A 12,475-nucleotide genomic window follows, 5' to 3' on the forward strand; every position below is an offset into this window, starting at 1 on the left:
GGAGGGTGCGGACATTTTCTTGGACTATCTAAGTGACCAATCCAAGTCTATGTCTGTACTCTATAGGACTCAAATATCCTAATGATTTTTTTATTCTTTTTTCATTATACCAATAAAGATAATCATTTAAAATACCAATAAATTCTGAGATGTTTACCCCAGATCAATCTGCATTATAGAACATCTCATTTTTAATTCTTCCAAATACGCCCTCACAGGCAGAATTATCAGGTGAACAGCCTTTCTTTGACATTGATCGTATGAAACCATTTTTCTCCATCCTGTCAATCCAGCCTGGCCAGCGGTAGTGTACGCCTCTGTCTGAATGTATGATTGGTTTTTCTCCTACAGATAGTAATTTAGCTGCATCGTCAAGCATAGAATTGACAAGTAATGCATCTGGAGAAGTGCTTATATTCCAATTGACAAGTAAGCCATCAAAACAATCTACTATAGGCGATAAATAAACCTTTCCTGCCGGAATTGCAAACTCGGTTATATCTGTTAACCACTTTTCGTTAGGTTTAGATGCAGAAAAATTTCTGTTAATTAGATTATCTACTGCTGGAGATATTTCACCTTGATAGGAATTATATTTACGAGTTCGTTTGATTTTTACTACAAGTTGTTCTTCTTTCATAATCCTACGAATAACTTTTTCTGAGACAATTATATTTTCACGCTTAAGTAGGGCGTGAATTCGTCTGTAACCATATCGACCTTTATTCTCTGTAAATAATTCAATGACTCTAACACGTAAAAGTGTATATTTATCTTCTTTTTGTAGGGATTGTTCCTGATAATAATAACTGCTTTTTGATAATTGTAATTTCTGTAATAATAATGGCAGTGAGTAGCTATTTTTCAAGACATCGATTATCACCGCCTTCTCTCTGTTGCTGAGAGCACTCTGATCGATGTCTGGGTCTTTTTTTAATACATTTATCGTTTCTTTAAGAATGTCTATTTCTAATTGCATATCTTGCATTTGAGCCTTCAACTGATTTATTTCATCAGAAGAAATATCTGTACTTGAAACAGAACCTTCTACTAATGTTCCCGGAGTAATGTTTTTGTGATTCATAAGACCTAATGTACCTTCTTTTAAATAACGTTTTCGCCATTGATAAATACGTAAGCGATGAATAATCACCCGGTTTTTCATCTCCTCAAATTTGTGAGATAATCTCCTCAAAGGAGTGGTCTCTCTTACTCTTCCAGTTTTGGCACTTAGGAGCATTTTACTTCAATCTGTTCCGAGAATCTATGCTAATTCCACTCCAAATACAAGAACAGGAGTTGAATACTTATGACACAAAGAAATCCAAGACGTACCGATGAAGAGTGGCTCAGCCTAATCCAGGAATGCCGTTCCAGCGGTCTCTCTGACAAATGCTGGTGTGAGGAACATCATATTCATACAAGTAACTTTTACTACCAGATACGAAGGCTCAGAAAGAAAGCCTGTACGATCCCGGAACCTATTCATTCTACTTTTTTAGGAAAGCAGGAAGTTGTCCAGCTGGCTTTTGGGGAAGCGGTTCCCTGTCCATCCGTCAGCCCGGCTGTTCCAGAGATCTCTTCTGATACTGCTGTAAAAATAGCATACCATGGCATTCAGATCGAGATCACAAATGCAGCACACCGTGAGACCATATCCAATATCCTGTCTGTGCTGCAGTGCCTTTGTTAGGTGACTTGTCCGGTGTATCAAAGATCTTCGTGATAACCGGCCGGACAGATATGCGCAAGAGTTTTGATGCCTCATGGCGATCATACGTGATGTTTACGAACTTGATCCCTACGCAAATGCGGTTTACCTTTTCTGTGGAAGGGACAGCCGCAAACTCAAAGCATTGCATTTTGACAAGGATGGGTTTGTACTTTTGCAAAAAAGGCTTGATGGAAGCGGCAGGTTCCAGTGGCCCCGGAATGCTTCGGAAGCCCGGCTCCTGACCCGTCAGGAATTCCGCTGGCTTATGGAAGGCCTTTCTATCGATCAGCCCAAAGCGATCAAAAGCGGTGGGAAAAAGAAGGATTTTTAATATTTTGTGCAAAACGGAGAATTTAAAGATCCTGTATTTCCAGTTCCGGAAAGGTGCTCTTACCGTTATCCACAGTCAGACCTTCTTTGTCCAGGTGTCATGTGGATGATGTCTGGATGGACAGGTCTCCTGCCAGAAAGGATGTGGATATCTTTCTAAAGAGGATGGAAAATCCGTATGCAGTCTTATTCTTTTGGGAGAGATATCCACATATGGGATACCGTCAGATTGACGGTACCAGCATTTCCGGCAGTTTGCCATCTGGCTGATATTTTCTTATAATAGTAGTAAGAAAACAAAGGACGGAGACCGCTATGCCGCTTGATGCCGAGGAAATGATCCAGCTTCTATTAAAAACGAATAAAGAACAGGAACAGACGATCACTGACCTGAGAGCAACCATAAAGGATCTGCGCAGTACCATTGCAAACCTGAATGAAACACTGGATGAGCTGAAGCGGAAGCTCTTTGGATCATCCAGTGAAAAGACAAAGGCTTCCCAACCAGTAGAAGAAACCGTCCCAGAGGCGGAGCCAACGACAATTGTAAAAGAGCATAAACGGGTCAGAAAGAAGAAATCCGTCCGTGCCGATCTGTACGAGGCCCTTCCCGTAGTAGAAGTTCCATGTGATATCCCGGAAGAAGAACGTATCTGTCCGGACTGTGATTCCAAAATGGAACATCTGGGCTATAAGTTTGTCCGGGAAGAGCTGCGCATCACCCCAGCAAAGGTCGTCCGGGTACGGTATATGCAGGAAACCCTTGTTTGCCCGGTATGCCGTGAAGAAGATGAGACGACCATCCTGGAAGGGAAAACACCAACGCCGCTTCTTGCACACAGCCCCGCTTCACCAGATATGGTTGCAACTGTCATGTACCAGAAAAGCTTCCTGCACCTTCCCTTTTACCGGCAGTCAAAGGACTGGCTTGAAAAAGGAGTGCCTGTCCCAAGGGAAACGGCGGCACACTGGTATAACTACTGTGCGCTGAACTATCTCCTTCCGGTCTATGAGGTCCTGCATCAGGAACTTCTGAAGAGGGAGGTACTCCATGCCGACGAAGTCCCATGCCAGGTCCTTCATGAAGAAGGGAAAAGTGCCACCTCAAAATCCTATATGTGGATCTATCTGAGCGGGACGGATGGGCTACCGCCCATTATCCTGTATGATTATCGGCCAGGACGTAGCGGGGATCATCCGATTGAATTCCTGTCCGGTTTTACCGGGCTGCTCCACTGCGATGGATATGCTGCATACGGAAGGATCGAGGACGTTATCCTAGTATGCTGTCTCGCCCACTGTAGACGTAAGTTTTTTGAGGCAGTCCCAAAAGCCCGTCAGAAAAACCTGAAGCTGCTGGATATCAATTCCGAACAGGAGATCACGGAACCGCCGGAAGGGACTGCTGCAGATGAGAAGCTGCTTCCTGCCGAAAAGGGTGTCGCATTCTGTAACCGCCTCTTTTACCTGGAACGTCTTTACAAAGGATTTCCAGCAGAAGAGCGAAGTCAGAGACGCCAGGAAAAAGAACCGGCTGTCTGGAATGAATTCTGGAGCTGGCTGGACACACTGGATCCTGCAGGAGGGAGCAAACTAGAAAAGGCAGTGAACTATGCTCTTAACCATAAGGAAACCCTTATGAATTATCTGCTGGATGGAAGATGTGAGATCTCCAATAACGCAGCAGAACGCCGGGCAAAAACTTATGTGACCGGGCGTAAGAACTTTCTGTTTCATGATACTACCAACGGGGCAATAGCAAGTGCAATCGTATTAAGTATCATAGAAACAGCAAAGGCGAATGGCCTGAACATCTTTCAATATCTGTACACTCTGCTGCTGTATATGCCGGACTACAAGGATGAGCCCGCAGGCATAGAAAAGCTGATGCCATGGAGTGATTTCATAAAGGAAAGATGCACAGGCATAACAGATATCGAAAACGTAAGACCGGAAAATCGTGGGAACCTGAACATTTGAGGTTCCCTGGAGGTCGTGAACGGGTGATTATTCATCGCTTACATAAATACTAGCTCTACTATACCCAATGTCTTCTGAAACATATTTTATATTTTCTCCGAGCTCATAGCAACGGTGAATTGCATTTAATTTTACTTCTAATGGAGGATTGCGAGGATGATCAGGAGGATTATCAATTACAGGGTATTCTTTCCTTGTTTTGGGTGGGGTATTTTCCTCAGCAATCCATGTGTACAGATTTCTACGTGTTGGATACCCTAGAATCCTAATAGTTTCAGTTACAGACTCTGTTTGATGATATATCCGTAGTGCAATATCCTTTTGTTCTTTTGAATACATAAAAAGGCTCCTTTCGAAGCCCTATAGTAGTCCAGAATTTTGTCCGCACCCTCCTTTGTTCATTTCACAGAGTGTGTTAAGATAACAGGAAAGGATTAGAAAAGGATGAACACACTCACTATGGCAAGAAGAAAAAAAGATGTAACCCCGAACCGACAGCTTGCACAGGCTATCCTTGAGCAGTACCAGCCAAAAAGCGTAGAGGATATACAGAATGCACTAAAAGATATTTTTGGTCCCATGTTTGAAGCAATGCTGCAGGGCGAAATGAACGTAAATCCTCAAACGGTTCTTTCCACACTTGGTTGAAATTGATGTGTTAAAGTTATATAATACATTCAAAATATATTTACCAAGAGGGATATTTATATGGACGAATTTATTAAGTTACTTGACCCAGCCTATGAACTAATACAATATCGCATAAAAGAAGATAAAGTGATTTTTCATATTGCATCAACAATAGCTGAATTAGAATGTCCGTTTTGTGGAAGAAAAACATCTAAAGTTCATTCTATTTATGAAAGAGAAATTCAAGATCTTCCTATGCAAGGAAAAAAGGTCATTCTGTTGGTAGATACCAGGAAAATGCGATGTATGAATCTGGACTGTTCTCATAAAACTTTTTCCGAGAAACATCCATTTGTGGCTGCTAAATCGAAAAAAACGAACAGGTTAATCCAAAATATTTTATATACATCATCCCAACTAAGCTCGTTGAATGCTTCTAAACTTTTAAAAAGCGAAAATATTTCAGTTTGCAAAAGCAGCATCTGCGATCTGCTTAAAAAAAATGCCATCCATTGTGGATAAATCTTCTGTAAAAATGGTATGTGTGGATGACTTTGCTCTCCGTAAAAGATTTTCTTATGGAACAGTTATGATAAATTTGGAAAATCATCGGATTGTTGATATGATTCCGTCAAGAGATACAAATGTTGTCTGCAACTGGCTGAAAACGTTTCACAATATCGAAGTTATTTCAAGGGATGGAGCCATTACATACGCATCCGCTGCTACAAATTCTCATCCTGATGTCATACAGATTAGTGACCGTTTTCACTTGATAAAGGGACTTTCGGAAGTTATCTGTAAATATATATTTCGTGAGTTTTCTGCAAGGGTTGAAATACCATTAACAGAAGGCGTTACGGATGAAATGAAAGCATTATATAACACTGCAAACCGGTCATTGCGTATAAAATTCGCCCATGAAAAACGCAGGGAAGGACTGACCATATCGGATATAGCATTATTGTTACATTCATCACCTAAAACAATCCAAAAATATCTTGCGATTCCAGAAGACCAGATTCCAGAAAGTAAGGAAATTGCCAGGGAACGGCAACACCAGCTGGCTATAAAACAAAAAGAACAGGAAATAAAAGAAGCAAGAAAAATGGCTTTGGCAGGATATCCGATTGAGCAGATTGCATCTCAGATGCACCGTGCCCATAAGACTATACAAAATTATTTAAATCCTGATTTTTCAGTTACAAATGGTCATTATAATGTTCGAATTCCAGGAAAATTAGCTCCATATGAGAACGAGGTAATAAAACTCAGGAGTCAGGGATTAACGTATCCCCAAATACATGATATTATTTGTAAAAAGGGATATACTGGCAGTGTAGCTTCGTTACGAATGTTTATGCAAAAAGAAAGAACACGAATACATGAACAGAATGAAACAGAAAAGCCGCATTCTGAATATGTGCAAAGGAAATCCTTATGCCAGCTGGTTTATAAAAAACTCGAGGATATTGGCACAATCACTGTCAAACAGTATCAGGAAGTATTAAAAAAATATCCTTTATTGAGTGAGTTATATACATTAACCAAAGACTTTTGTAATGTCATATTCTCTAAAAATCCTACAAAAATAGATGAATGGATCAATGCAGCACAAAAATATGATATCCCTGAACTTCAAACATTCATAAACGGCATAAAAAAGGATATAACTGCTGTAAAAAATGGAATTATATATTCGTATAATAATGGCTTAGCAGAAGGCAGTGTAAATAAAATCAAAGTCATAAAACGGGTAATGTATGGTCGAAACAGTTTTGAACTATTGAAAGCGAAAGTGCTATTCGGAGAACTCTTTCACGTTAAATTCAACTAAGAATGGAAAGAACCCCTCAAACATGAGTACTGGATATTAAAAATCCCCGCCTTTTAGCGGGGATTGAGAGGATTTTATAGAAATGGAAGGCACATTGAAAAATCAAGCCTTTTGGTATCGGCTTGGGCATTCTTTCTAAACTCTGGGTGACCATGGAAGCAGATCATCAATAAATCGCAGATCTTTATCATCCATATGCTGTGGAAGTTCAGTAAGCAGCAGGTTGAAATACTCTGATGGTGTATAAATAAAGTTGACAGCCTATTCTCAAGGATTTCATAGTATAATCAAGAGAATAAGGAGGTGCCCAACTATGGCACGAAGTCAACGTAAGTACGATCATGAATACAAAGTGCAGGCAGTTAAGCTTGCAAAAGAAATCGGTGGTGCTAAGGCCGCTAAAGAATTAGGAATTCCTGAAGGTACTATCCATACCTGGCTTAAAGCCGTAAGAACCGGACAACTGGATATTGGAGAAGGTGCCTATACTCCAGAATCTGCCATGAGTCTTGCGGAGGAACTAACCATGCTTCGAAAACGCGTGAAAGATCAGGATAAAGAAATTCGTCGTCTGAAAGAAGAAAACGAGTTTCTGGAAGAAGCCAGCGCTTTTTTCGCAGCGAGCCCCGTCGGAAGTCTCCAAGACCGAAAGAATGAAATTCATTGCGATTAAGACTGACGATGGCACCATCAAGGGAAAACTGGCTTTTTACTGTGTAGCAGCTGTCCTTATAAAAAGGAGTTCTACAGGACATTGGAGAATATCCAGCAGCTGTTCGTGCAGTTGGAATAGCAACTATTAACGTACCTTGACAGTTCCAAAGTAACTTAATCAAACTTCACAGGGGGTAGTCTGTACATTTTCTGGGGGTGATTCGATTGAATTCAAGGAAACTGTTTCAAGGCTTTGCAGTATTGAGCATTTTTATATGCTCATGAATAATTGAGACTAATATATAGAGCTGTATAAACAGTAACACCAGTAAGAGTATAGCACTTTTTGAAGCAGATGAAAATCTGCTTATTTGTCGTTGAAAATACATAGTTTATTTACTGACAATCAAGCTTTCAACTATATTTGAAGCCTACAGCATCGTTTGACATGGAATATCATCAAGTATTGTTTACGTTATCTAAATACCATTGGTGAGTGAACAGTAACTGAAAATCACCTGGATTAGTCTAAAATGTGTTTGCGTTTTGCTGAAATCAATGTTAGAATGTTTATAGACTGGCATTGTATGTTCCGATGCCCACATTATTTTTTGCAGAGGAGGAATAGAGGGATGAAACCCTGGATTATCGTATTAATCGTATTAGCTGTCATCGCTGTCATCCTTGGTCTGCTGTATTACTTCGGTAAAAAAGCACAGACAAAACAGGCCGCACAGCAGGAACAAATGGAGGCCATGAAACAGACTGTCTCCATGTTGATCATAGATAAGAAAAAGCTTCGCATGAAAGATTCCGGACTTCCACAGATGGTCATCGACCAGACACCGAAAATGATGCGTCGTGCAAAACTGCCGATCGTCAAAGCAAAAGTCGGTCCGAGAATCATGACCCTGATCTGCGACGCTGCTATCTTCGATCAGATCCCGGTGAAAAAAGAAGTCAAAGCTACCGTAAGCGGTATCTACATCACCGGCGTTCGCGGCATCCGCGGTTCTTTAGAGCAGCCGGAAAAGAAAAACGGCTTCTGGCAGAAAATGCTCCGCAAGGCACGCGGCGAGGAGAAATAAAATTTCATCTGAAACAAAAAGAAACACGCTTTGCGTGTTTCTTTTTGCTTTCGCGGCAGTCGCCAAGGTCTCGTGCAAGCCCGGACTTTGGCTCGTTGCTCGCGAAAATACCCGAGTTGAATGATTTTCATTCTTCCCGGGTATTTTTTTATAAATTCAGTTTTCCGCCTTCCCGCGGTCTTACCTCGATATCGATTACGCAGTCCCCCACGTAGCTGTCGTTGATGTCGAGCGCGTATTCTGCCTTCAGTAAAATCTGATCCGGCGTCTCTTTCATTCTGACCTTCGTCGCCGCAACTCCCATGTTGATCATGCCATATGGCGTATGATAAAACGAAATGTTCTTTTTATCCTCCTCAAAAATCATATGGACATCAATGAGGCCGCGCTTGCGCACCTCGAGGGCGTTTTCCGTAAATTTGATCATGTTGTGCGTCATCATGTCAAAGCCTTCGGTTGCCTCGTCGTAGATCAGAAAGTGATGGCCGTTTTTCTTGTAGTACGAACCCGTCGTCATAACCTCCACCGGTTCTTGTTCGCCGGATTCCTCATCCATCAGATACTGCAGTCCGCGGATGCTGATGAGTACGTCTTTTTCCATCCTTTTCTGATGTTCCTCTCTCTTTTCTGTATGTCGTTTTTAATAGTTTTCAATCTGTACCTGTTTCGTATCGCTGATCTGCTCCGGCAGAACGGAATGTGCGAAGGCATTGAACCGCTCCACGCCGTCGCTTGCGAAGAACTGGTATTTCTGACGGCCCAGCTCATCGTTTCCCGGATTCTCCAGATCCAGCTCCCGCAGCAGTCTGCACAGTGCCTGTGAGGTTTCGTATGCCGGGTTGACGAGTGTTACTTTTTCTCCGACTACTTTCCGCAGCAGAGAACGCAGCAGCGGATAGTGGGTGCATCCCATAATCAGCGTGTCGATGTCTTTATCCAGAATCTCTGCCAGATAGCGGCGCGCCACTTCCTCGGTGATCGGATCTTTTGTCCAGCCCTCTTCCACGAGCGGCACAAACAGCGGACACGGTTTTCCGTAAACGGTGATCGCCGGATCTGCCTCGGTAATGAGCTGCTGGTAGAGGCCGCTCTGAATAGTGCTCTCGGTTGCGATGACGCCGACGCGCTTGTTCTGCGTCGTCTCGACGGCCATCTGTGCGCCCGGTTTTACCACGCCGATGATCGGGAGATCAATCTCTTTTTCGATCGTATCGAGTGCCAGCGCACTTGCGGTGTTGCAGGCGATGACGATTGCCTTGACCTGCTGGGTTTCCAGAAAGTGTACGATCTGGCGGGAATAACGGATGACGGTGTTCTTCGATTTGGAACCGTACGGCACACGCGCTGTATCTCCAAAATATACGATTCGTTCGTCGGGCAGGTTTCGCATAATCTCACGCACTACGGTCAGTCCGCCGACACCGGAATCAAAGACGCCGATCGGCGCCTGTCTGTCTGCTTTCATACTTTCCTCCATTTTTCATCCGGCATTACTTTTTTGTCATGCCGAATGGGGTTCATTTCTATATTTAATATATCTGAATTTTTACATTTCTTTTTTCATTTCACGACCCTGGTTAAAATAGGTCGCTGATACATTATTTTAACCCGAATGGAGGAATATTGCAATCATTTCTCTTGAAAGTCTTTCGAAAAATCCGCCTAACGCCAGAAAAACCGGAACGAAATCCAGTCACTTTTCAGGATTTCGCGGTAGGCGGCGTCACTCAACAGATTCTGCAGCGGAATCCGGCTTTTTTCGACTTTTTCTGCACTTTCGCCATCCTCGTTTACGGGGCGCAGGGCATCCGAAAAGCAGATGGACGGGTACAGCATGCACCACCAGTTGTGCCCTTTGGCTCTGCCGATGTTGATCTGAAGAGCGTCGTACGTTCCGGCGGGGAGAATATAATTGCCCGTTTCTTTTTCCTCAAAACTGGCTTTTCCGTACGTTACGGTGATATCGTCAGTACTGCCTCCTGCGCGCAGCGTCTGAAGGGCGGCGGCACGGATGGAGGGCTCGTTTTCACGCAGGATTTCTTCGGTTTCTGCTTTTGTTTCGGCTCCGTGCAGGATCGTCTGCAGTTCTTCGGCAACGGCATCGCGTACCTGAAGCTTGATCTGCTGGTCGGAGGCGCAGTCGCTGTTGGCTCTTACGTGAAAGCGCACGATCTTTGCAGCGACTTCCTGCTGCAGACGGGACTCGCGGAGAAGATTGGCGGTTCCGGAAAGGATCAGCGCCGCAATGCAGACGGGGAGCCAGCGGCGGCAGAAAATTTGAAATGCCGCCTGGAATTGACTTCTATACTGGTTCCCAAATGTATTTCGGGGCTGCGCCTGCCTGTCCCTGGATTTCTTCTGTGTCTGATTTTGATTCCGTTTCCGGCTCTGTACTTTTTTCTCATTCATATGCTGCCTCCTGTTTTTTCCAGTTTTGCCGGATTTCAAAACTTTTATACACAGACACTCACTGCCCGCTCCGATATTCCATACACTTTAAACCTTTTACGGCGCTTTCGGAATCCACGGAATGCTCCTTTCGTTTTCCAACGCATAGCACAAGTCCGCCAGTGTCACCGCCTCTTTTCTTTTCACCCGGTTGTCATAAATTCCGCACAGGTACTCACCGACAGACTCCACCTGTTTTCCGTTCTGCTCCATGATATCTTCTGGTTTTTCTGCGTGAAACAGATAGGCACTGTGCCCAAGCGCACGGTCCTGTTCCAGGTACTTCAACAGTTCTTCCATCCGTCCCCGGTCACTGAGCAGTGCATCGGAAAATACAATCGCCTGGACGTGTCCGGTGTCGAGATCATATTCCTCTGTGCTGTCATATTGCTGCGCAATCTCCTCAAACGTCTCCGCTTCAAAGAACAGCGATGCAGGGTCCTCGTCGGTTCCCTCCTCCTGCTCATCCTTTCCCTGGCCGGTCACCACCGCAAGATTCGCAGGCGCATACCAGACGCGCCATTTACCGCCAGCCGTCTCCTTTTCTCCGCCGCTCTCACTGACCGCCGTCCCGGTTTCTTCCCCAGTTTCACTGTTTTCCGGCGCAGTCGCCTCTTCCGACACATAATCAAAGGCAACCGCCAGTGGATACAGCCGCTTTTCCGGCTCTACTGCCCCGCAGGATGACAGGAAAATCATACTGCCCAGCGCCAGACACACAAGCCGCAGTTTTTTCATATGCTTCTGGCAGAAGCCGAGCAGCACCGTGATGGCAAGGAAAAACGGAAAGTAACCGTATCGGACCGACCAGCCGCTTTCCGCGCATGACAGCAGCCATATAAAAAGCACTGTACCGATCCGTACATAGAGATTCTGCGGTTTCCACAGTCCCGTCTTCTCTCCGATCAGCGATACGTAAAACAGCAGACTTCCCAGTGTGAACAGCAGTCCCATCAAAAGAAATGCCATCCACAGAATATCAAACCGCTCCAGAAATCCACCCGGCAGGCTCGTTCCTGCCATTAACAGTAAGAGCGGGTCCTGCGCCGCAGCCGTGCCGCGCCGGCCGAAAACGCCGAGCAGCGCCATGCTTCCTGCAATTACAAGAAGCCCCGTTTTCCAGATACTCTGCGTCACCGGAAGAATGACACTCCTGTGCTCTTTCTGCACATGCCCCAGTAAAAACGGCAGCAGCGCAATCGGTGTTCCATTTTCCAGTGTTCTCCACACATTCCACCCAAAAAGTATTCCGTTATCCACAATTTCAACAGACTTTGCTGTCTCCCAGGCATCCTCAAACGAGGAAAAATGCATCTGCGGAACCGTCAGCAGAAGCAGAATCAAAATCCCGCCCACAATCCACGGATAGAGTGCTTCCGCCAGCCGTCCTCTTTTCTGTACTTCACTGCCGACACCAAACCCGGCCGCCGCGAGCAGAAACAGTCCGCAGAGCTCCTGCGGTACACCCGCTGTCAGATACGCGGCGGCAAGCTCCGCCATTCTGCGAAGCAGTGTTCCGCCGAGGAAAAGCAGATAACACAGATACATCACTGCCAGAAGGAGTTTCCCAGCCTTTCCCATCACGCTTTCCAGGCGGCAGTAAAGCCCGCCAAGGCGCACGAGATAAATGCACCACACCGCCAGCAGCCCATATCCAACGAAAATCCCTGCCATACCGGGCAGGCCGTCCGATGCGCCGTACGCCGCGAGCTGCCAGAACGCCGGGCAGAGCAGAACGAGCACGATCTGGCGTTCCATCTGGCGCTGTGAAATTCTGTCATTTTCCGAAAACAT

At 44.7% G+C, this 12,475-nt stretch carries 14 protein-coding genes and 1 pseudogene; 8 read left to right on the forward strand and 7 right to left on the reverse strand.

Going from position 1 to position 12,475, the window contains the following annotated elements; all coding sequences use genetic code 11:
* Positions 1-28 precede the first annotated feature (28 nt).
* Together DW743_RS19100 and DW743_RS15535 are read right to left on the reverse strand one after the other, a co-directional pair.
* Positions 29-151, reverse strand: coding sequence for an IS3 family transposase (locus DW743_RS19100; RefSeq protein WP_416388110.1), 123 nt, complete (start codon positions 149-151; stop codon positions 29-31).
* A gap of 12 nt (positions 152-163) precedes the next feature.
* Entirely contained in the window at positions 164-1,240 is a 1,077-nt protein-coding gene (locus DW743_RS15535; RefSeq protein WP_330418109.1) for an IS3 family transposase, read from the reverse strand.
* A gap of 69 nt (positions 1,241-1,309) precedes the next feature.
* On the opposite strand from DW743_RS15535, the gene tnpA reads away from it, so the two are divergent.
* The 3 genes from tnpA (at position 1,310) to tnpC (ending at position 4,024) form a co-directional block, all read left to right on the forward strand.
* A complete protein-coding gene (gene tnpA / locus DW743_RS15540; RefSeq protein WP_117762081.1) occupies positions 1,310-1,693 on the forward strand; it encodes an IS66 family insertion sequence element accessory protein TnpA in 384 nt (127 codons plus the stop codon).
* A 73-nt stretch (positions 1,694-1,766) separates the two neighbouring features.
* Entirely contained in the window at positions 1,767-2,045 is a 279-nt protein-coding gene (gene tnpB, locus DW743_RS15545) for an IS66 family insertion sequence element accessory protein TnpB (protein WP_117762082.1), read from the forward strand.
* A 314-nt stretch (positions 2,046-2,359) separates the two neighbouring features.
* Positions 2,360-4,024, forward strand: coding sequence for an IS66 family transposase (gene tnpC, locus DW743_RS15550; RefSeq protein WP_117762083.1), 1,665 nt, complete (start codon positions 2,360-2,362; stop codon positions 4,022-4,024).
* A 27-nt stretch (positions 4,025-4,051) separates the two neighbouring features.
* On the opposite strand, the gene DW743_RS15555 is transcribed toward tnpC, so the two are convergent.
* Entirely contained in the window at positions 4,052-4,363 is a 312-nt protein-coding gene (locus tag DW743_RS15555; protein WP_117762084.1) for a helix-turn-helix domain-containing protein, read from the reverse strand.
* Positions 4,364-4,468: 105 nt separating this feature from the next.
* Here DW743_RS15555 and DW743_RS15560 point away from each other — a divergent pair.
* The 5 genes and pseudogenes from DW743_RS15560 to DW743_RS15575 form a co-directional block, all read left to right on the forward strand.
* Positions 4,469-4,636 (forward strand): annotated as a pseudogene (locus tag DW743_RS15560) (IS256 family transposase); the annotation flags it as partial.
* 96 nt (positions 4,637-4,732) lie between these two features.
* Complete coding sequence (locus DW743_RS18530) at positions 4,733-5,176, forward strand: transposase family protein (protein ID WP_173829196.1); 444 nt, start codon at positions 4,733-4,735, stop codon at positions 5,174-5,176.
* Positions 5,169-6,491, forward strand: a complete 1,323-nt coding sequence (locus DW743_RS15565; RefSeq protein WP_243004596.1) for an ISL3 family transposase — start codon at positions 5,169-5,171, stop codon at positions 6,489-6,491. The genes DW743_RS18530 and DW743_RS15565 overlap by 8 nt, the downstream gene beginning before the upstream one ends.
* 313 nt (positions 6,492-6,804) lie before the next feature.
* Positions 6,805-7,164: a transposase gene (locus DW743_RS15570; protein ID WP_243004597.1), complete on the forward strand. Its 360-nt coding sequence runs from the start codon at positions 6,805-6,807 to the stop codon at positions 7,162-7,164.
* Between the two features lie 613 nt (positions 7,165-7,777).
* Positions 7,778-8,233, forward strand: a complete 456-nt coding sequence (locus tag DW743_RS15575) for a hypothetical protein (RefSeq protein WP_055221777.1) — start codon at positions 7,778-7,780, stop codon at positions 8,231-8,233.
* A gap of 148 nt (positions 8,234-8,381) precedes the next feature.
* Here the strand turns inward: DW743_RS15575 and DW743_RS15580 are convergent, their stop codons facing one another.
* The 4 genes from DW743_RS15580 to DW743_RS15595 form a co-directional block, all read right to left on the reverse strand.
* Complete coding sequence (locus tag DW743_RS15580; protein WP_022462143.1) at positions 8,382-8,834, reverse strand: DUF1934 domain-containing protein; 453 nt, start codon at positions 8,832-8,834, stop codon at positions 8,382-8,384.
* Positions 8,835-8,873: 39 nt separating this feature from the next.
* Positions 8,874-9,698, reverse strand: coding sequence for a glutamate racemase (murI, locus tag DW743_RS15585; protein ID WP_022462144.1), 825 nt, complete (start codon positions 9,696-9,698; stop codon positions 8,874-8,876).
* Positions 9,699-9,895: 197 nt separating this feature from the next.
* A complete protein-coding gene (gene spoIIR, locus DW743_RS15590; RefSeq protein WP_117762086.1) occupies positions 9,896-10,642 on the reverse strand; it encodes a stage II sporulation protein R in 747 nt (248 codons plus the stop codon).
* Positions 10,643-10,738: 96 nt separating this feature from the next.
* A complete protein-coding gene (locus DW743_RS15595; protein ID WP_117762087.1) occupies positions 10,739-12,475 on the reverse strand; it encodes a GerAB/ArcD/ProY family transporter in 1,737 nt (578 codons plus the stop codon).

The sequence above is a fragment of the Blautia sp. AM28-27 genome (assembly GCF_003480905.1).
In the GTDB taxonomy this organism is placed as follows: domain Bacteria; phylum Bacillota; class Clostridia; order Lachnospirales; family Lachnospiraceae; genus Fusicatenibacter; species Fusicatenibacter saccharivorans.